The 20,609-nt window shown below is 54.8% G+C and carries 17 protein-coding genes and 4 tRNA genes; all 21 read left to right on the top strand.

Features of this window, described 5'->3' with window-relative positions; translation table 11 throughout:
• Positions 1–202 precede the first annotated feature (202 nt).
• The 21 genes from birA to rplC all read left to right on the top strand — a co-directional run bounded on the left by birA (position 203) and on the right by rplC (position 20,599).
• The gene (birA, locus tag K5D32_RS01970; protein ID WP_221599075.1) at positions 203–1,162 is read left to right on the top strand and encodes a bifunctional biotin--[acetyl-CoA-carboxylase] ligase/biotin operon repressor BirA; all 960 of its coding nucleotides are present in this window, start codon (positions 203–205) and stop codon (positions 1,160–1,162) included.
• Positions 1,152–1,901: a pantothenate kinase gene (locus K5D32_RS01965; RefSeq protein ID WP_198728175.1), complete on the top strand. Its 750-nt coding sequence runs from the start codon at positions 1,152–1,154 to the stop codon at positions 1,899–1,901. The genes birA and K5D32_RS01965 overlap by 11 nt, the downstream gene beginning before the upstream one ends.
• A 7-nt stretch (positions 1,902–1,908) precedes the next feature.
• Complete coding sequence (locus tag K5D32_RS01960) at positions 1,909–2,337, top strand: hypothetical protein (RefSeq protein WP_221576685.1); 429 nt, start codon at positions 1,909–1,911, stop codon at positions 2,335–2,337.
• Between the two features lie 142 nt (positions 2,338–2,479).
• Positions 2,480–2,564 (top strand) — tRNA-Tyr (locus K5D32_RS01955).
• Positions 2,565–2,588: 24 nt separating this feature from the next.
• Positions 2,589–2,662: transfer RNA gene (locus tag K5D32_RS01950), tRNA-Gly, on the top strand.
• A gap of 26 nt (positions 2,663–2,688) precedes the next feature.
• Positions 2,689–2,764: transfer RNA gene (locus K5D32_RS01945), tRNA-Thr, on the top strand.
• 171 nt (positions 2,765–2,935) lie between these two features.
• Positions 2,936–3,011: transfer RNA gene (locus K5D32_RS01940), tRNA-Trp, on the top strand.
• A 46-nt stretch (positions 3,012–3,057) separates the two neighbouring features.
• Positions 3,058–3,426, top strand: a complete 369-nt coding sequence (gene secE / locus K5D32_RS01935; protein WP_025262063.1) for a preprotein translocase subunit SecE — start codon at positions 3,058–3,060, stop codon at positions 3,424–3,426.
• A gap of 9 nt (positions 3,427–3,435) precedes the next feature.
• On the top strand, positions 3,436–3,969 hold the full coding sequence (gene nusG, locus K5D32_RS01930; protein ID WP_025262062.1) for a transcription termination/antitermination protein NusG: 534 nt from the start codon (positions 3,436–3,438) through the stop codon (positions 3,967–3,969).
• 118 nt (positions 3,970–4,087) lie between these two features.
• Positions 4,088–4,519 carry a 50S ribosomal protein L11 gene (rplK, locus tag K5D32_RS01925; RefSeq protein WP_025262061.1) on the top strand — a complete coding sequence of 144 codons (432 nt, stop codon included), beginning with the start codon at positions 4,088–4,090 and terminating at the stop codon, positions 4,517–4,519.
• On the top strand, positions 4,519–5,214 hold the full coding sequence (gene rplA / locus K5D32_RS01920; protein ID WP_025262060.1) for a 50S ribosomal protein L1: 696 nt from the start codon (positions 4,519–4,521) through the stop codon (positions 5,212–5,214). Before rplK ends, rplA begins: the two co-directional genes overlap by 1 nt.
• Before the next feature lie 194 nt (positions 5,215–5,408).
• Positions 5,409–5,909 carry a 50S ribosomal protein L10 gene (gene rplJ / locus K5D32_RS01915; protein ID WP_025262059.1) on the top strand — a complete coding sequence of 167 codons (501 nt, stop codon included), beginning with the start codon at positions 5,409–5,411 and terminating at the stop codon, positions 5,907–5,909.
• Positions 5,910–5,987: 78 nt separating this feature from the next.
• Positions 5,988–6,353, top strand: a complete 366-nt coding sequence (gene rplL, locus K5D32_RS01910; RefSeq protein ID WP_025262058.1) for a 50S ribosomal protein L7/L12 — start codon at positions 5,988–5,990, stop codon at positions 6,351–6,353.
• Positions 6,354–6,572: 219 nt separating this feature from the next.
• The gene (gene rpoB / locus K5D32_RS01905) at positions 6,573–10,646 is read left to right on the top strand and encodes a DNA-directed RNA polymerase subunit beta (RefSeq protein ID WP_221576684.1); all 4,074 of its coding nucleotides are present in this window, start codon (positions 6,573–6,575) and stop codon (positions 10,644–10,646) included.
• Between the two features lie 64 nt (positions 10,647–10,710).
• The gene (gene rpoC / locus K5D32_RS01900; protein WP_025262056.1) at positions 10,711–14,910 is read left to right on the top strand and encodes a DNA-directed RNA polymerase subunit beta'; all 4,200 of its coding nucleotides are present in this window, start codon (positions 10,711–10,713) and stop codon (positions 14,908–14,910) included.
• A 197-nt stretch (positions 14,911–15,107) separates the two neighbouring features.
• Complete coding sequence (rpsL, locus tag K5D32_RS01895) at positions 15,108–15,479, top strand: 30S ribosomal protein S12 (protein ID WP_002555494.1); 372 nt, start codon at positions 15,108–15,110, stop codon at positions 15,477–15,479.
• A 122-nt stretch (positions 15,480–15,601) separates the two neighbouring features.
• Positions 15,602–16,072 carry a 30S ribosomal protein S7 gene (rpsG, locus tag K5D32_RS01890; RefSeq protein ID WP_010490886.1) on the top strand — a complete coding sequence of 157 codons (471 nt, stop codon included), beginning with the start codon at positions 15,602–15,604 and terminating at the stop codon, positions 16,070–16,072.
• A gap of 30 nt (positions 16,073–16,102) precedes the next feature.
• On the top strand, positions 16,103–18,205 hold the full coding sequence (gene fusA, locus K5D32_RS01885) for an elongation factor G (RefSeq protein ID WP_095067809.1): 2,103 nt from the start codon (positions 16,103–16,105) through the stop codon (positions 18,203–18,205).
• Between the two features lie 31 nt (positions 18,206–18,236).
• Positions 18,237–19,430, top strand: coding sequence for an elongation factor Tu (gene tuf / locus K5D32_RS01880; protein WP_221576683.1), 1,194 nt, complete (start codon positions 18,237–18,239; stop codon positions 19,428–19,430).
• A gap of 140 nt (positions 19,431–19,570) precedes the next feature.
• Positions 19,571–19,882, top strand: coding sequence for a 30S ribosomal protein S10 (gene rpsJ, locus K5D32_RS01875; RefSeq protein WP_003186070.1), 312 nt, complete (start codon positions 19,571–19,573; stop codon positions 19,880–19,882).
• An 81-nt stretch (positions 19,883–19,963) separates the two neighbouring features.
• A complete protein-coding gene (gene rplC, locus K5D32_RS01870; protein WP_025262053.1) occupies positions 19,964–20,599 on the top strand; it encodes a 50S ribosomal protein L3 in 636 nt (211 codons plus the stop codon).
• The last annotated feature ends 10 nt before the right edge of the window (positions 20,600–20,609 follow it).

Genomic DNA, 20,609 nt, shown 5'->3' with positions numbered 1-20,609 from the left:
AGCAGTGAAACGATGCATCGCCGATGGTAGTGTGGGGTTTCCCCATGTGAGAGTAGGTCATCGTCAAGATTCAAATTCAAAACCCCCATCTGCACACGCAGGTGGGGGTTTTGTCTTTCTGGCTTGAAAAACACTTTTTCGTTTCTATGCATCCCAGGCTTGCGTGGCTATCATGCGTGCCTCATTGCTAGGCGATATTTACATGATGACCTTGTTAAGGCTTCTGGCCGATGGCGAGTTTCACTCCGGGCAGGTTTTGGGTGATGTGCTCGGCGTCAGTCGAAGCGCCGTCTGGAAGCGGCTTCAACAGCTTGAGGCTGAGTTGGGCGTTGAGGTTCATAAGGTGCGTGGCCGTGGCTATCGGCTTGCCAGTCCGGTTTCTCTTCTGTCTGCGTCGTCCATATCGCAAATGGGGTTTCCTGCGGGCTGGTCGGTCCATGTTTCAGACTCGGTCGACTCTACAAATGCCGAAGCGGTGCGTCAGATCGGCCAGGGCGCTGCCATGCCTATGCTGGTACTGGCAGAAAGCCAGACGGCTGGAAGAGGGCGTCGTGGTCGCAAGTGGGTGAGCCCCTTTGGTGAGAACCTGTATTACAGTCTGGCGTTGCGCGTGGATGGCGGAATGCGTCAGCTCGAAGGCCTCAGCCTGCTGGTCGGGCTTGCTGTCATGCAGGTCCTGCGTGAGTCGGGAGTCAAGGGGGCCGGTCTCAAGTGGCCTAATGATGTTCTTGTGGGGCGGCGCAAGATTGCCGGCATCCTTCTTGAGTTGATTGGTGATCCTGCAGATGTGTGTCATGTCGTGATAGGCATAGGCGTCAACGTCAATATGCAGACCTCTGTCGACGTGGATCAGTCCTGGACGTCTCTGCGTCTTGAGACGGGCGCCCTTTCTGATCGCAATAGCCTTGCTGCCCGTTTGAGTCAAAAGCTTGATGCCTTGCTCGTCTTGCATCGTGAGAAAGGTTTTGCGGCATTTCAGGCTGAGTGGGAGCAAGGACACTTGTGGCAGGGGTGCGCTGTCACCCTGCTTTCGGGTGTCGAGGTCGTCGAGGGCATAGTCTTGGGGGTTGATGTGCTGGGTGCGTTGTGCCTCGATGTAGGTGGCGTGGAGAAAAGCTTTAGTGGTGGTGAGCTCAGCCTGAGGTTGCGTGATGATACTTGAACTCGACTGTGGGAATAGCTTCATCAAGTGGCGTGTAATTGATGTAGGAGGTGTGGCCCGATTTGCGGGTGGCGTCGTTGATTCCGATAGTGCCCTGCTGGAGCATTTGCTGCACCTTCCAGGATTGAAGTTGAGTGCCTGTCGCCTGGTCAGTGTCCGTAGCGCCGAGGAAACCGAGAAGCTTGTGGCGGCCCTTGTCCAGGCTTTCGCGATTCATCCTGTCTGTGCAGCACCCGCAAGAGAGTTGGCGGGGGTTGAGAATGGATACGACGACTACGAGCGTCTGGGGCTCGACCGCTGGCTTGCCTTTGTCGGTGCTTATCACATAGCCCGAAGGGCGTGCCTGGTCATTGATCTCGGTACGGCTGTAACCTCTGATTTCGTTGATGCAGATGGTCGGCACCTGGGAGGCTTCATATGTCCGGGGATGCCGTTGATGCGTAACCAGCTGCGCACCCATACGCGGCGGATCCGATACGATGATGCTGCGGCCGAGCGTGCGCTGGTCAGCTTTGTTCCGGGGCGTGCAACTTCCGAGGCGGTTGAGCGCGGTTGTTCACTGATGCTGCGAGGCTTTGCGCTGACGCAGCTGGAACTGGCGCGCACTTATTGGGGTGATGATTTTTGTGTCTTCGTAACCGGCGGCGATGCGGGGCTGGTCGAGGATGTCCTGACTGATGTTCGAGTGGTGCCTGACCTGGTTTTCGTCGGTCTGGCTCTAGCCTGTCCGTTGCGCTGAGGTTTTTATGCGTTGGCTATTCCTTTTGCTGTTGATGCTCAATGCCTTTTATTACATCTGGCATCAGCAAGAAGCTCCTTTGCGTGCCAAGGAGGTACTGCCTTTGTCGTTGTACCGTGCTCCTCAGCAGGATATCCGGCTGCTTAGTGAGTCCGACGTGGGGCACGCCTCCCGTGACGCTGAAAGTAGCTGTCTGTATCTTGGCGGTTTCCCACGCCAGGAGGAGGCGCGTGCGGTCGAGCAGCGTCTCAATAGCCTGGATGTGCAGTCTCAGTTTCAGGTCTTGCCGTCGGGTGGTGTGACAGGCTACTGGCTCAGGATCTCCCCTGAAAGTCGTCGTCTGGTCGGTGATGGAATGCTCAATCAGTTGCTTCAGGATTTCCCGCAATTAAAAAACAAAATAATGTCTTGTGAGGGCATTGCAACTGCCGATTAGTTTGCATAGAATGGCGCCCGCTTCGCAGTGAGGTGTAAGCCTCGCAAGTGAAGCAGCAGTAGTCAACGCATGTAACCTCAGGTTTTTAATGAGAAAAAGGTTGACAGAAGGGCAGTAAGCATTGAGAATGCTGCCTCGCTTAGGAGGGGTTCCCGAGCGGCCAAAGGGATCAGACTGTAAATCTGACGTCTACGACTTCGAAGGTTCGAATCCTTCCCCCTCCACCATATTTAGCGCGAGCTGCAAGTTGTGCGGGTATAGTTTAGTGGTAGAACCTCAGCCTTCCAAGCTGATGATGCGGGTTCGATTCCCGCTACCCGCTCCATATTTGCGGTTCTTGCAACGTGTTTCGCTCTTGTAGCTCAGTTGGTAGAGCACACCCTTGGTAAGGGTGAGGTCAGCGGTTCAAATCCGCTCAAGAGCTCCATTGTTCAAAGGCAGATATGCAAATATCTGCCTTTGTTTTAAGTGGTCTCACTCTTGAAGTGTTTCACTTAAAGCTTTCAGCCTCTGTCAGCAGCATCTGTTGATGGTTTCTGAATGAAGTGTTGAAAAACTCTTGTCGGGTCCGCATAATCGTCGGCCTGATTTTGCTTTTAGGTCAGTAGCTCAATTGGCAGAGCGACGGTCTCCAAAACCGTAGGTTGGGGGTTCGATTCCCTCCTGACCTGCCAGATTCCCTAGATGTAATCTGGCTTTCTTTTCACAGGATCTCCGTAGATGAATCCCAAGGCTGAAGCATCAGACTCGCGCTTTGACTCGCTGAAATGGCTCTTGGTAGTCGCTTTGGTTGTGGTTGGTGTCGTCGGTAATCAGTATTACTCGTCCGCTCCGATTCTGTATCGTGTTCTCGTGCTTCTTGTGATTGCTGCCGTTGCTGCGTTTGTTGCTCTTCAAACCGGTAAAGGCAAGGCTTTCTTTGTCTTGGCAAAAGAAGCACGCGCAGAGATCCGTAAAGTCGTATGGCCTACTCGCCAAGAGACCACGCAGACCACTTTGATTGTGGTGGCTGTCGTTCTGGTCATGGCGTTGCTGTTGTGGGGGCTAGATTCCCTGCTCGGCTGGCTTGTTTCCTTGATAGTTGGCTAAGGGTGTCCCGTGGCTAAGCGTTGGTACGTAGTGCATGCTTACTCGGGTTACGAGAAGCATGTAATGCGCTCGTTGATCGAGCGTGTGAAGCTGGCAGGCATGGAAGATGGCTTCGGCGAAATTCTGGTTCCCACTGAAGAAGTGGTTGAGATGCGTAATGGCCAGAAGCGCAAAAGCGAGCGTAAGTTCTTCCCAGGTTATGTGCTTGTACAGATGGAAATGAATGAGGGTACTTGGCACTTGGTCAAGGATACTCCTCGCGTCATGGGCTTTATCGGCGGTACTGCTGATAAGCCAGCTCCAATCACCGACAAAGAAGCAGAAGCCATTCTGCGTCGTGTTGCTGATGGCAGCGATAAGCCGAAGCCAAAAACACTGTTCGAGCCAGGTGAAGTTGTTCGCGTCACCGATGGTCCGTTCGCTGATTTTAATGGCACGGTCGAAGAAGTTAACTACGAAAAGAGCCGTATCCAGGTGGCTGTGCTCATTTTCGGACGTTCTACTCCGGTAGAGCTGGAGTTCAGTCAGGTCGAAAAGGCATAACTGAGCTGGAATCCCATACCCCGCAGCCTAAGGCTGTGGGGTTTTTTCGTCACTGGGATATACGTGTAAGTAGCCGGGGAGCCTTAAAGGGCGTTTGAACCCGTAATTGGAGTGCCTCATGGCCAAGAAGATAACCGCATACATCAAGCTGCAAGTGAAAGCCGCTCAGGCTAACCCTAGCCCGCCAGTTGGTCCTGCTCTGGGTCAGCACGGTGTGAATATCATGGAATTCTGTAAAGCATTCAACGCCCGTACTCAGGGTCTTGAGCCAGGCTTGCCGACTCCAGTGATCATCACTGTATACAGTGACCGTAGCTTCACTTTTGAAACAAAAAGTACTCCTGCCTCTGTTCTGCTGAAGAAAGCTGCAGGCTTGACCAGCGGCTCGGCTCGCCCGAACACCGTTAAAGTTGGCACCGTGACTCGTGCTCAACTGGAAGACATCGCTAAAGCAAAAAGCGCTGATCTGACAGCTGCAGACCTGGAAGCGGCCGTGCGTACTATCGCCGGTTCCGCTCGTAGCATGGGCCTTAACGTGGAGGGTGTGTAATGGCTAAGTTGACCAAACGTCAAAAGGCAATCGCTAGCAAGCTTGAAGCTGGCAAGGCCTACAACTTCGTAGACGCTGCTGCTCTGCTGACCGAGCTGTCTACCGTCAAGTTCAGCGAGTCCGTAGACGTTGCTGTTAACCTGGGCGTCGATCCTCGTAAATCCGACCAGGTTGTTCGTAGCGCAACCGTTCTGCCGCACGGTACCGGTAAAACCGTACGTGTTGCTGTCTTCACCCAAGGCCCGGCTGCTGAAGCTGCTCTGGCTGCCGGTGCTGATCGCGTTGGCATGGACGATCTGGCTGCCGAAATGAAAGCTGGCGACCTGAACTACGACGTAGTCATTGCTTCTCCTGATGCAATGCGTGTTGTTGGTCAGTTGGGTCAGGTTCTGGGTCCACGTGGCCTGATGCCTAACCCTAAAGTCGGTACCGTTACTCCTGACGTCGCTAACGCCGTCAAGAACGCGAAGGCTGGTCAGGTTCGTTATCGCACCGACAAAAACGGCATCATCCACACTTCCGTTGGCAAGGTCGGTTTCGACGCAGTCAAGCTGAAGGAAAACGTTGAAGCCCTGATCGCTGATCTCAAGCGCATCAAGCCTGCTTCTTCGAAAGGTATCTACGTCAAGCGCGTTACCCTGAGCACCACCATGGGCCCGGGCCTGGTCATCGACCAGGGTTCCCTGGACGCGTAAGACAGAAGTAACACAGTTTTGTGTTACTAAAAGATTGGGGTCCCTGCCTGGCGGGGGCTATCCAAGACCGTAGGCGACGCAAGTCTTAAACCACAAGCCTACGCAGATGGTGCTCCCGGTTCCTTACCGAATCAGACACCAAAACGACATCAGGCTTAGGTCCGATGAAACGGTAACAAGCAGGAGTTAAACCCGTGGCAATTAAACTCGAAGACAAGAAGGCCATCGTCGCTGAAGTCAACGAGGCTGCCAAAGTCGCTCTGTCCGCTGTCGTGGCTGATGCCCGTGGCGTTACAGTAGGCGCAATGACCGGACTCCGTAAAGAGGCTCGTGAAGCTGGCGTATACGTACGTGTTGTACGTAACACCCTGCTCAAGCGCGCTGTTGAAGGTACTGAATACAGTGTCCTCAACGATGCGTTCACAGGCCCGACCTTGATCGCCTTCTCCAACGAGCATCCAGGCGCTGCTGCGCGTTTGTTCAAAGAGTTTGCGAAAGGTCAGGACAAGTTCGAGATCAAGGCAGCTGCGTTCGAGGGCAAGTTCCTCGCAGCTAATCAGATCGACGTACTGGCTACCTTGCCGACCCGTGACGAAGCAATTTCCCAGCTGATGAGCGTGATTCAAGGCGCTACCAGCAAATTGGCTCGTACTCTGGCGGCTGTTCGCGACCAGAAAGAAGCTGCCGCAGCCTAAGGCTGAGCATTTTCTCTCGCGTATTTTTGTTTATTTCGATGGTCGCGTAGGCCGTCCCCCAATTCAGGAATTAGATTCATGTCTATCTCTCAAGACGATATCCTCAACGCAGTAGCCGAGATGTCCGTTCTGCAGGTTGTTGAACTGATCAAGGCTTTCGAAGAGAAATTCGGCGTAACTGCTGCCGCTGCTTCGGCTGGCCCAGCTGTTGCTGCTGCTGTTGTTGAAGAGCAAACCGAATTCAACGTCATGCTGACCGAAGCTGGCGAGAAGAAAGTTAACGTCATTAAAGCAGTTCGTGAACTGACCGGTCTGGGCCTGAAAGAAGCCAAGGCAGTCGTTGACGGCGCTCCAGCAATGGTTCTGGAAGCAGTAGCTAAAGACGCTGCTGAAAAAGCCAAAGCTGCTCTGGAAGAAGCAGGCGCCAAAGTCGAGCTGAAATAAGCATCGATTTTGAACGTCCAGCCCACGCGTTAAGCGAAAGGCTGATGGCTGGTGGCTTTTGCCACCGGCCTTTTTCCGTTACGGACGATTGGCTTTGCCAGCGTCCATAACGTGCAAGAACCACCAAGATGGTGGCGCAGACCAAGGGGTTTGCACGATTTTCTGGCTGCTTCCGTCGGAGGGAGCCAAACAAGCAGGTGACCAAGCTGGGGAACGCTGATGGCTTACTCATATACTGAGAAAAAACGTATCCGCAAGGACTTTAGCAAGTTGCCGGACGTAATGGATGTGCCGTATCTACTGGCCATCCAGCTGGATTCGTATCGCGAATTCCTGCAGGCGGGAGCGACCAAAGATCAGTTCCGCGACGTCGGTCTGCATGCAGCCTTCAAATCCGTTTTCCCGATCATCAGCTACTCCGGCAATGCTGCGCTGGAGTATGTAGGTTATCGCTTGGGCGAACCGGCATTTGATGTCAAAGAGTGCGTGCTGCGCGGTGTGACTTACGCTGTACCTCTGCGAGTCAAGGTCCGTCTGATCATCTTCGACAAAGAGTCGTCGAACAAAGCGATCAAGGACATCAAAGAGCAAGAAGTCTACATGGGTGAAATCCCCCTGATGACTGAAAACGGTACCTTCGTTATCAACGGTACCGAGCGTGTGATCGTGTCCCAGCTTCACCGTTCGCCAGGCGTATTCTTCGACCACGATCGTGGCAAGACGCATAGCTCCGGCAAGCTGCTGTACTCCGCTCGCATCATTCCTTACCGTGGTTCGTGGCTGGACTTCGAGTTCGATCCGAAAGACTGCGTATTCGTCCGTATCGACCGTCGTCGCAAGCTGCCTGCTTCCGTACTGCTGCGCGCTCTGGGTTACACGACCGAGCAAGTGCTTGATGCGTTCTATACCACCAACGTTTTCCATGTTCGCGGTGAAAACCTGAGTCTGGAGCTGGTGCCTCAGCGCCTGCGTGGTGAAATTGCTGTCCTCGATATCCAGGATGGCAACGGCAAGGTTATTGTCGAGCAAGGTCGCCGTATTACCGCTCGTCACATCAATCAGCTGGAAAAGGCCGGGATCAAAGAGCTGGAAGTGCCGCTGGACTACGTCCTGGGCCGCACTACCGCCAAGGTCATCGTGCATCCTGCGACCGGTGAAATCATCGCTGAATGCAACACCGAACTGAACACTGAAATCCTGGCAAAAATCGCCAAGGCCCAGGTCGTTCGGATCGAGACTCTGTACACCAACGACATCGATTGCGGCCCGTTCATCTCCGACACCTTGAAGATCGACTCTACCGGCAACCAACTGGAAGCCCTGGTCGAAATCTATCGCATGATGCGTCCAGGTGAGCCGCCGACCAAAGATGCCGCTGAAACACTGTTCAACAACCTGTTCTTCAGCCCAGAGCGCTATGACCTGTCTGCTGTAGGCCGCATGAAGTTCAACCGTCGTATCGGTCGCACCGAGATCGAAGGTTCGGGCGTCCTGTGCAAGGAAGACATCGTTGCCGTTCTGAAGACTCTCGTCGATATTCGTAACGGTAAAGGCATTGTCGATGACATCGATCACCTGGGTAACCGTCGTGTTCGTTGCGTTGGCGAAATGGCCGAGAACCAGTTCCGTGTCGGTCTGGTCCGCGTAGAGCGTGCTGTAAAAGAACGTCTGTCCATGGCAGAAAGCGAAGGTCTGATGCCTCAGGACCTGATCAACGCCAAGCCTGTCGCTGCGGCAGTCAAGGAGTTCTTCGGTTCCAGTCAGCTTTCCCAGTTCATGGACCAGAACAACCCGCTGTCCGAGATTACCCACAAGCGCCGTGTTTCTGCACTCGGCCCTGGTGGTCTGACTCGTGAGCGCGCCGGCTTTGAAGTTCGTGACGTACACCCGACTCACTACGGTCGTGTATGCCCGATTGAAACGCCGGAAGGTCCGAACATCGGTCTGATCAACTCCCTTGCGGCCTACGCCCGTACCAACCAGTATGGTTTCCTCGAGAGCCCGTACCGCGTTGTTAAGGAAGGCCTGGTAACCGACGAAATCGTTTTCCTTTCGGCAATCGAAGAAGCGGACCACGTCATTGCACAGGCTTCGGCCGCAATGAACGACAAGAATGAGCTGATCGACGAGCTGGTAGCCGTTCGTCACCTGAACGAATTTACCGTCAAGGCGCCTGCCGACGTAACCCTGATGGACGTTTCGCCCAAGCAGGTAGTTTCGGTCGCAGCTTCCCTGATTCCGTTCCTTGAGCACGACGACGCCAACCGTGCGTTGATGGGTTCGAACATGCAGCGTCAGGCTGTACCAACCCTGCGTGCCGACAAGCCGCTGGTAGGTACTGGCATGGAGCGCAACGTTGCTCGTGACTCCGGCGTCTGCGTCGTGGCTCGTCGTGGCGGCGTGATCGACTCGGTCGATGCAAGCCGTATCGTTGTGCGTGTTGCTGATGACGAAGTTGAAACGGGCGAGGCGGGTGTAGATATCTACAACCTGACCAAGTACACCCGTTCGAACCAGAACACCTGCATCAACCAGCGTCCGCTGGTGAGCAAAGGTGATCGTGTTCAGCGCAGCGATATCATGGCTGATGGCCCGTCCACCGATATGGGTGAGCTGGCTCTGGGTCAGAACATGCGCATCGCGTTCATGGCCTGGAACGGTTTCAACTTCGAAGACTCCATCTGTCTGTCCGAGCGTGTGGTTCAGGAAGATCGTTTCACCACGATCCATATCCAGGAACTGACTTGCGTTGCTCGTGACACCAAGCTTGGCCCAGAGGAAATCACTGCTGACATCCCTAACGTGGGTGAAGCGGCTCTGAACAAGCTGGACGAAGCCGGTATCGTTTATGTCGGTGCCGAAGTGGGCGCCGGCGACATCCTGGTTGGCAAGGTCACCCCTAAAGGTGAAACCCAGCTGACTCCGGAAGAAAAACTGCTGCGCGCCATCTTCGGTGAAAAAGCCAGCGACGTTAAAGATACTTCCCTGCGCGTACCTACCGGTACCAAGGGTACTGTCATCGACGTTCAGGTCTTCACCCGTGATGGTGTTGAGCGTGATGCTCGCGCACTGTCCATCGAGAAGTCGCAACTTGACGAGATCCGCAAGGATCTGAACGAAGAGTTCCGTATCGTCGAAGGCGCAACTTTCGAGCGTCTGCGTGCTGCTCTGGTTGGTCGCGTGGTTGAAGGCGGTGCTGGCCTTAAGAAAGGTCAGGAAATCACCGATGAGGTCCTGGACGGTCTTGAGCATGGTCAGTGGTTCAAACTGCGCATGGCTGAAGATGCTCTGAACGAGCAGCTTGAAAAAGCACAGGCTTACATCGTTGATCGTCGTCGCCTGCTCGATGACAAGTTTGAAGACAAGAAGCGCAAGCTGCAGCAGGGTGATGACCTTGCTCCGGGCGTTCTGAAAATCGTCAAGGTCTACCTGGCAATCCGTCGTCGCATCCAGCCGGGCGACAAGATGGCCGGTCGCCACGGTAACAAGGGTGTGGTCTCCGTGATCATGCCGGTTGAAGACATGCCACACGATGCCAATGGCACACCGGTGGACATCGTACTCAACCCGCTGGGCGTACCTTCGCGTATGAACGTTGGTCAGATTCTCGAAACTCACCTGGGCCTCGCGGCCAAGGGGCTGGGCGAGAAGATCAATCGCATGCTCGAAGAACAGCGTAAGGTTGCCGAACTGCGCAAGTTCCTCAACGAGATCTACAACGAAATCGGCGGTCGCCAGGAAAGCCTGGATGATCTGTCCGACAAGGAAGTTCAAGACCTCGCGAAGAACCTTCGCAATGGCGTGCCTATGGCTACTCCGGTTTTCGACGGTGCCAAAGAGAGTGAAATCAAGGCAATGCTCAAACTGGCAGACATGCCGGAAAGCGGCCAGATGCAACTGTTTGACGGTCGTACCGGCAACAAGTTTGAGCGCGCTGTAACCGTTGGCTACATGTACATGCTGAAGCTGAACCACTTGGTGGACGACAAGATGCACGCGCGTTCCACTGGTTCTTACAGCCTGGTTACCCAGCAGCCGCTGGGTGGTAAGGCGCAGTTCGGTGGTCAGCGTTTCGGGGAGATGGAAGTGTGGGCGCTGGAAGCATACGGCGCGGCGTACACTCTGCAAGAAATGCTCACAGTGAAGTCGGACGATGTGAACGGTCGTACCAAGATGTACAAAAACATCGTGGACGGCGATCACCGTATGGAGCCGGGCATGCCCGAGTCCTTCAACGTGTTGATCAAAGAAATCCGTTCGCTCGGTATCGATATCGATCTGGAAACCGAATAACACGTGACGCGAATCGGGAGCGGTGCCTTATGGCCCGCTCCCTGCTCCGCCAGGAGGGAAAGCCTTGAAAGACCTACTGAATTTGCTGAAAAACCAGGGTCAAGTCGAAGAGTTTGACGCGATCCGTATCGGGTTGGCGTCGCCTGAGATGATCCGTTCGTGGTCGTTCGGTGAAGTTAAAAAGCCGGAAACCATCAACTACCGTACGTTCAAGCCTGAGCGTGACGGCCTGTTCTGCGCCAAGATCTTTGGCCCGGTCAAGGATTACGAGTGCTTGTGCGGTAAGTACAAGCGCCTGAAGCATCGTGGTGTGATCTGCGAGAAGTGCGGCGTTGAAGTTGCACTGGCAAAAGTTCGTCGTGAGCGCATGGCCCACATCGAACTGGCTTCTCCTGTTGCCCACATCTGGTTCCTGAAGTCCCTGCCGTCCCGTATCGGCCTGCTGATGGACATGACCCTGCGTGATATCGAACGCGTTCTCTATTTCGAGAGCTATGTCGTTATCGATCCGGGTATGACCACTCTTGAAAAAGGTCAGCTGCTGAACGACGAGCAGTACTTCGAAGCGCTGGAAGAGTTCGGTGATGATTTCGATGCCCGCATGGGTGCCGAAGCTGTCCGTGAACTGCTGCACGCTATCGATCTGGAGCACGAGATTGGCCGTCTGCGTGAAGAGATTCCGCAAACCAACTCCGAAACCAAGATCAAGAAGCTGTCCAAGCGTCTGAAACTGATGGAGGCCTTCCAGGGCTCGGGCAACCTGCCTGAGTGGATGGTCCTGACCGTTCTGCCGGTTCTGCCGCCAGACCTGCGTCCTCTGGTTCCGCTGGATGGTGGTCGTTTCGCGACTTCCGACCTCAACGATCTGTATCGTCGAGTGATCAACCGTAACAACCGTTTGAAGCGCCTGCTGGATCTGTCTGCTCCGGACATCATCGTGCGCAACGAAAAGCGTATGTTGCAGGAAGCTGTCGATGCTCTGCTCGACAACGGTCGTCGTGGCCGCGCTATCACCGGTTCCAACAAGCGTCCTCTGAAATCCCTGGCTGACATGATCAAGGGTAAGCAAGGTCGTTTCCGTCAGAACTTGCTCGGTAAGCGTGTTGACTACTCCGGTCGTTCGGTAATTACCGTTGGTCCGACCCTGCGTCTGCACCAGTGCGGTCTGCCGAAGAAAATGGCTCTTGAGCTGTTCAAACCGTTCATTTTCGGCAAGCTGGAAATGCGTGGCCTGGCCACGACCATCAAAGCTGCCAAGAAAATGGTCGAGCGCGAACTGCCAGAGGTCTGGGACGTTCTTGCTGAAGTGATTCGCGAACACCCGGTCCTGCTCAACCGTGCTCCGACGCTTCACCGTCTGGGTATCCAGGCGTTCGAGCCGGTTCTGATCGAAGGCAAGGCAATCCAGCTTCACCCTCTGGTCTGTGCGGCATATAACGCCGACTTCGACGGTGACCAGATGGCCGTTCACGTACCGCTGACGCTGGAAGCCCAGCTCGAAGCGCGTGCGCTGATGATGTCGACCAACAACATCCTTTCGCCAGCGAACGGTGAGCCAATCATCGTTCCTTCGCAGGACGTTGTACTGGGTCTGTACTACATGACTCGTGAAGCGATCAACGCCAAGGGCGAAGGTCGTGTGTTTGCGGATCTGCAGGAAGTCGACCGCGTATTCCGCGCCGGCGAAGCAGCTCTGCACGCCAAGGTCAAAGTCCGTATCCATGAAACGATCAATGATCGTGATGGCGGCAGCGTCAAGAACACCCGTATCGTCGACACCACTGTCGGCCGTGCGCTGCTGTTCCAGGTGGTTCCGGCCGGCCTGTCCTATGACGTCGTCAACCAGCCGATGAAGAAAAAGGCGATCTCCAAGCTGATCAACCAGTGCTACCGCGTGGTTGGTCTGAAAGAGACCGTCATTTTCGCTGACCAGTTGATGTATACCGGTTTTGCCTATTCGACCATTTCGGGTGTTTCGATCGGTGTTAACGATTTCGTTATCCCGGATGAAAAAGCTCGCATCATCGATGCTGCTACCGAAGAAGTTAAAGAAATCGAAAGTCAGTACGCCTCGGGCCTGGTAACTCAGGGCGAGAAGTACAACAAGGTGATCGACCTTTGGTCCAAGGCCAACGATGAAGTCTCCAAGGCGATGATGTCGAACCTCTCGAAAGAGAAGGTTGTCGACCGCCACGGTGAGACTGTTGACCAGGAATCGTTCAACTCGATGTACATGATGGCTGACTCCGGTGCCCGGGGTTCCGCTGCTCAGATTCGTCAGCTGGCCGGTATGCGTGGTCTGATGGCCAAGCCGGACGGCTCGATCATCGAGACGCCGATCACTGCGAACTTCCGTGAAGGCCTGAGCGTACTTCAGTACTTCATCTCGACTCACGGTGCTCGTAAAGGTCTTGCGGATACCGCGTTGAAAACCGCGAACTCCGGTTACCTGACCCGTCGTCTGGTGGACGTTGCCCAGGATCTGGTCGTTACCGAAGTTGATTGTGGTACCGAACATGGCCTGCTGATGACTCCGCACATTGAAGGCGGTGACGTTGTAGAGCCTCTGGGTGAGCGCGTTCTGGGTCGAGTCATCGCCCGTGACGTATTCAAGCCGGGTACCGAAGACGTCATCGTGCCTGCTGGCACGCTGGTAGACGAGAAGTGGGTCGAATTCATCGAGCTGAACAGCATCGACGAAGTGATCGTTCGCTCGCCAATCAGCTGTGAAACCCGCTACGGCATCTGCGCCAAGTGCTACGGTCGCGACCTGGCTCGTGGTCATCAGGTCAACATCGGTGAAGCTGTCGGCGTTATCGCCGCCCAGTCGATCGGTGAGCCTGGTACCCAGCTGACAATGCGTACGTTCCACATCGGTGGTGCTGCAAGCCGTACTTCGGCTGCCGACAGCGTCCAGGTCAAGAACGGCGGTACTGTTCGTCTGCACAACCTGAAACACGTTGAGCGAGTGGATGGCCACCTGGTAGCCGTGTCCCGTTCCGGTGAGCTGGCTATCGCTGATGACTTCGGTCGTGAGCGTGAGCGTTACAAGCTGCCTTACGGTGCTGTGATTTCGGTGAAGGAAGGCGACAAGGTCGACGCTGGTTCGATCGTGGCCAAGTGGGATCCGCACACCCACCCGATCGTTACCGAAATGAAAGGTACCGTGACCTACGTGGGCATGGAAGAAGGCATCACGATCAAGCGTCAGACAGACGAATTGACCGGTATGACCAACATTGAAGTTCTTGATGCCAAGGACCGTCCAGCTGCCGGCAAAGACATTCGTCCTGCCGTCAAGATGGTGGGTCTGGATGGTAAGGATCTGTTGCTGCCAGGTACTGACGTACCGGCTCAGTACTTCCTGCCAGCCAACGCCCTGGTCGGCGTGGCGGACGGTGCGCAGATCGCGATCGGTGATGTTATCGCTCGTATCCCGCAAGAAACTTCGAAAACCCGTGACATCACCGGTGGTCTGCCGCGTGTTGCCGACCTGTTCGAAGCCCGTCGTCCGAAAGAGGCGTCGATTCTTGCTGAAGTCAGCGGCACCATCGCGTTCGGTAAAGAGACCAAGGGCAAGCGTCGCCTGGTCATCACTCCGAACGACGGTAGCGATCCGTACGAAGAGCTGATCCCGAAATGGCGTCACCTGAACGTGTTCGAAGGTGAACAGGTCAACCGTGGTGAAGTTATTTCCGACGGTCCTAGCGATCCGCACGACATCCTGCGTCTGCTGGGTGTAAGTGCTCTCGCCAAGTACATCGTCAACGAGATCCAGGACGTTTATCGTCTGCAGGGCGTGAAGATCAACGACAAGCACATCGAGACGATCCTGCGTCAGATGCTGCGTAAGGTTGAGATTGCCGAATCCGGCGATTCCAGTTTCATCAAGGGCGACCAGATGGAGCTGACTCACGTTCTCGTAGAGAACGAGCGTCTGAGCACGGAAGACAAGTTTGTCTCCAAGTTCACTCGTGTATTGCTGGGTATCACCAAAGCTTCCCTGTCCACCGAGTCGTTCATCTCCGCGGCCTCCTTCCAGGAGACAACCCGCGTACTGACCGAAGCGGCGGTAACCGGCAAGCGTGACTACCTGCGCGGCCTGAAGGAAAACGTAGTCGTGGGTCGTCTGATCCCGGCTGGTACCGGTCTGGCATACCACAGCGAGCGCAAGCGTCGCCGTGATATCGACAAACCGTTGCGTGTCAGCGCGAGCGAAGTAGAAGCCGCTCTGACTGAAGCGTTGAACTCCAGCGGTAATTAAGAGTAAAGCCTCGGCATTTTTCTTCCGGCGACCACAGTATTTTGCTGTGGTCGCCGGGTGAAGAGGTCGGGGCTTTGTCTTGACTGGGGGCAGGATCCTCTTTAGACTCTTGTACCCCTAAATTTGGCGGGGCTTACGCCCTGTCATTTGCTTTCTTGTAAGACAATAGCGTCGCAAGACAACAGTGGAGCTAGTAGATGGCAACTATCAACCAGCTGGTACGTCAGCCGCGTAAGCGTATCGTCGAGAAATCCGACGTGCCTGCGCTGCAGAACTGCCCGCAACGTCGCGGTGTGTGCACTCGTGTGTATACCACCACGCCGAAAAAACCTAACTCGGCATTGCGTAAAGTCTGCCGTGTGCGCCTGACCAACGGTTTCGAGGTTTCCTCGTACATCGGTGGTGAAGGTCACAACCTGCAAGAGCACAGCGTGGTACTGATCCGTGGCGGTCGTGTAAAAGACTTGCCAGGTGTTCGTTATCACACCGTTCGTGGTTCTTTGGATACTTCCGGCGTTAAAGGTCGTAACCAGGGTCGCTCGAAATACGGTACCAAGAAGCCTAAGTAGTATTCGGCTTCTGATTGAGTTTGCAGATTTCTATTTTTCTGAGTCGATAAGAGTAAGGTCGGACGCATTCCTCAGGGGATGGTGGTTCCGAGCTAACCTGAAGACCGTTTGAGGGCTTATCCATGCCAAGAAGACGCGTAGCAGCCAAGCGCGAAGTGCTTGACGATCCAAAATACGGAAGCCAAATCCTGGCCAAGTTCATGAACCACGTGATGGAAAGCGGCAAGAAAGCCGTTGCCGAGCGTATCGTTTATGGCGCGCTGGACAAGGTTAAAGAACGCAAGAACAGCGACCCCCTGGAAATCTTCGAGAAAGCTCTCGACGCCATCGCTCCGCTGGTCGAAGTGAAGTCGCGCCGTGTAGGCGGTGCTACTTACCAGGTTCCGGTTGAAGTTCGTCCGTCCCGTCGTAATGCATTGGCAATGCGCTGGCTGGTAGACTTCGCGCGCAAGCGTGGCGAAAAGTCTATGGCTCTGCGTTTGGCTGGCGAACTGTTGGACGCCGCCGAAGGTAAAGGTGCTGCAGTTAAGAAGCGTGAAGACGTGCACCGTATGGCTGAAGCCAACAAAGCTTTCTCGCACTACCGCTTCTAATTCCGGCGTCACTAATTTTGCGAGGGCTTTATGGCTCGTACTACTCCGATTAACCGCTACCGTAACATCGGTATCGTTGCTCACGTGGACGCTGGTAAAACCACGACCACCGAGCGCGTCCTTTTTTACACGGGCGTAAACCACAAAATGGGCGAGGTGCATGATGGCGCCGCGACCATGGACTGGATGGTTCAAGAGCAGGAGCGGGGTATTACCATTACTTCCGCTGCAACCACAGCCTTCTGGGCTGGTTCTGCCAAACAATTCGACAAGTATCGCTTCAACATCATCGATACCCCCGGCCACGTTGACTTCACTATTGAAGTAGAGCGTTCGCTGCGTGTTCTCGACGGTGCTGTCGTGGTTTTCTGCGGTACTTCGGGCGTTGAGCCTCAGTCGGAAACCGTATGGCGTCAAGCCAACAAGTACGGCGTTCCGCGTCTTGTTTATGTAAACAAGATGGACCGTGCTGGTGCGAACTTCCTGCGCGTGATCGGTCAGATCAAGCAGCGCCTGGGTCACACTCCAGTGCCAATCCAGTTGGCTATCGGTTCAGAAGACAATTTCCAGGGTCAGATCGATCTGATGACCATGGAAGCTGTTTACTGGGATGATGCTGACAAGGGTATGGCTGCTCGTCGCGAAGCGATCCCTGCTGAACTGCAGGAATTGGCTGAAGAGTGGCGCAGCAACATGGTTGAAGCTGCTGCTGAAGCCAACGAAGAGCTGATGAACAAGTACCTCGAAGGCGAAGAGCTTTCCATCGAGGAAATCAAGGGCGCACTGCGTCAGCGCACAATCGCTGGCGAAATCGTTCTTGCTGTTTGTGGTTCTTCCTTCAAGAACAAGGGTGTTCCCCTGGTTCTCGACGCCGTTATCGACTATCTGCCTGCGCCAGTCGACATTCCTGCCATCAAGGGTTCCGATCCGGATGACGAGACTGTTGAAATGGAGCGTCATGCAGACGACAACGAGCCGTTCTCGGCTCTGGCGTTCAAGATCGCTACCGACCCATTCGTGGGTACCTTGACCTTTGCTCGTGTTTACTCGGGCGTGTTGAGCTCCGGCGACGGCGTGATCAACTCGGTAAAAGGCAAGAAAGAGCGCGTGGGTCGTATGGTGCAAATGCACGCAAACACCCGTGAAGAGATCAAGGAAGTTCGCGCTGGCGACATCGCGGCCCTGATCGGCATGAAGGACGTCACCACTGGTGATACCCTCTGCTCCGCTGAAAAGCCAATCATCCTGGTTCGTATGGACTTCCCGGAGCCGGTTATTTCGGTTGCCGTTGAGCCAAAAACCAAGGATGACCAGGAAAAAATGGGTATCGCTCTGGGCAAACTTGCTCAGGAAGACCCGTCTTTCCGCGTCAAGACTGATGAAGAGACTGGTCAAACGATCATCTCTGGCATGGGCGAATTGCACCTGGACATCCTGGTTGACCGGATGCGCCGTGAGTTCAACGTCGAAGCCAACATCGGTAAACCACAGGTTTCCTATCGTGAGAAGATCACGAAGGCTTGTGAGATCGAAGGCAAGTTCGTTCGCCAGTCCGGCGGTCGTGGTCAGTTTGGCCATTGCTGGATCCGTTTTGCCCCTGCTGACGAAGGTCAGGAAGGTCTGCAATTCGTGAACGAAGTAGTGGGTGGTGTTGTTCCTAAGGAATACATCCCGGCTATCCAGAAGGGTATCGAAGAGCAGATGAAGAACGGTGTTGTTGCCGGCTATCCGCTGATCGGCCTGAAGGCTACCGTTTTCGATGGTTCTTACCACGACGTCGACTCCAACGAGATGGCGTTCAAGGTGGCGGCCTCCATGGCGACCAAGCAACTGGCTACCAAAGGTGGCGGTGTTGTTCTTGAGCCGATCATGAAGGTTGAAGTTGTAACACCTGAGGACTACATGGGTGACGTGATGGGTGACCTGAACCGTCGTCGTGGTCTGATCCAGGGTATGGAAGATACGGTTTCCGGCAAGGTTATCCGCGCCGAAGTTCCGTTGGGTGAGATGTTCGGTTATGCGACCGACGTCCGCTCCATGTCTCAGGGTCGCGCGAGCTACTCTATGGAATTCTCCAAATACTCCGAAGCTCCGTCGAATGTCGTCGAAGCTATCGTTAAAAAACAAGGCTGATTCAGCCCCTTTAGGCTAGGAGTTCACTGTCGTGGCTAAAGAAAAATTTGAACGTAACAAACCGCACGTCAACGTTGGCACCATCGGTCACGTTGACCACGGTAAAACCACTCTGACCGCTGCTCTGACTCGCGTTTGCTCCGAAGTTTTCGGTTCCGCAAAGGTTGACTTCGACAAGATCGACAGCGCCCCGGAAGAGAAAGCTCGCGGTATCACCATCAACACCGCTCACGTTGAATACGATTCGTCCGTGCGTCACTACGCACACGTTGACTGCCCAGGTCACGCCGACTACGTAAAAAACATGATCACCGGTGCTGCCCAGATGGACGGCGCGATCCTGGTTTGCTCGGCCGCTGATGGTCCGATGCCGCAAACTCGTGAGCACATCCTGCTGTCCCGTCAGGTTGGCGTTCCGTACATCGTTGTCTTCCTGAACAAGGCTGACATGGTTGACGACGCTGAGCTGCTGGAACTGGTTGAGATGGAAGTGCGCGATCTGCTGAGCACTTACGACTTCCCGGGCGACGACACCCCGATCATCATCGGTTCGGCTCTGATGGCTCTGAACGGCCAAGACGACAACGAGATGGGCACCACTGCTGTCAAGAAGCTGGTTGAGACTCTGGACAGCTACATCCCAGAGCCTGAGCGCGCTATCGACAAGCCGTTCCTGATGCCAATCGAAGACGTATTCTCGATCTCCGGTCGCGGTACTGTTGTAACTGGTCGTGTTGAGCGCGGCATCATCAAGATCCAGGAAGAAGTAGAAATCGTAGGTCTGCGTGACACTACCAAAACTACTTGCACTGGCGTTGAGATGTTCCGCAAGCTGCTGGACGAAGGCCGTGCTGGTGAGAACTGCGGCGTTCTGCTGCGTGGCACCAAGCGTGACGACGTTGAGCGTGGCCAGGTTCTGGTCAAGCCAGGCACCGTCAAGCCGCACACTCAGTTCGAAGCTGAAATCTACGTTCTGAGCAAAGAAGAAGGCGGTCGTCACACTCCGTTCTTCAAAGGCTACCGTCCACAGTTCTACTTCCGTACTACCGACGTAACTGGTAGCTGCGAACTGCCGGAAGGCGTTGAGATGGTAATGCCAGGTGATAACGTGAAAGTTTCCGTTACCCTGATCAAGCCAATCGCAATGGAAGACGGTCTGCGTTTCGCTATCCGTGAAGGCGGTCGTACCGTCGGCGCTGGCGTCGTAGCCAAAATCATCGCTTAAGCGTTGATTCAAGAAAAAGCCTCCGCTTGCGGGGGCTTTTTTATTGGGTTGACACTCTGTTAGCTCGTCTATAGAATTGCGCCTCCTTTTAACGGGCGTATTGCGCTCGGTGGGAACAGCAATCTGGAGTCTGAAATCCAATGCAAAATCAGCAAATCCGTATCAGGTTGAAGGCTTTTGACCATCGCCTGATCGACCAATCAACCCAGGAAATCGTGGAAACCGCGAAACGTACTGGTGCTCAGGTGCGTGGTCCAATTCCACTGCCGACCCGTAAAGAGCGGTTCACCGTTCTGGTTTCTCCGCACGTCAACAAAGACGCGCGCGACCAGTACGAGATCCGCACTCATAAGCGCGTTCTGGACATCGTCCAGCCAACGGATAAAACCGTTGATGCTCTTATGAAGCTTGATCTTGCGGCCGGTGTGGAAGTGCAGATCAGCCTCGGCTAAGACTCGGGTCTTAGTCGTGTAACGCTCTGAAATGGGCGGCCATAGCGGGTGAAAGCCCCGTACACTCATGAGGTTTACAACATGACTATTGGTGTAGTCGGTCGTAAATGCGGTATGACCCGTATTTTCACCGAAGAAGGTGTCTCCATTCCGGTCACGGTCATTGAGATCGAGCCGAATCGCGTCACTCAGTTCAAAACCGAAGAAACCGATGGCTATCGTGCAGTGCAAGTCACTGTCGGCGAGCGTCGTGCTTCGCGTGTTACAGCTGCCCAAGCTGGCCACTTCGCCAAGGCGAACGTAGCTGCTGGTCGCACTGTTCTTGAATTCCGTCTTGAAGAAGGCGAATACAAGGCTGGCGATCTGATCAACGCTGAAATCTTCGCTGCTGGTCAACTGGTTGATGTAACCGGTCAGTCCAAAGGTAAAGGCTTCCAGGGTACGATCAAGCGCTGGAATTTCCGTGGTCAGGATAACACCCACGGTAACTCCGTATCCCACCGCGTCCCAGGCTCTATCGGCCAGTGCCAGACTCCTGGTCGTGTATTCAAGGGCAAAAAAATGTCCGGTCATATGGGCGCTGAGCGCGTGACCGTGCAGTCCCTCGAAGTAGTGCGCGTGGACGCTGAACGCAATCTGTTGTTGGTCAAGGGCGCTGTTCCTGGCGCTACTGGCGGCAATCTGGTTGTACGTCCAGCAGCCAAGGCTCGCGGTTAAGGGGAAGCTG

Source organism: Pseudomonas cichorii (assembly GCF_019719005.1).
Classification (GTDB): domain Bacteria; phylum Pseudomonadota; class Gammaproteobacteria; order Pseudomonadales; family Pseudomonadaceae; genus Aquipseudomonas; species Aquipseudomonas cichorii_E.
This window is presented reverse-complemented; position numbering and strand designations above follow the sequence as displayed.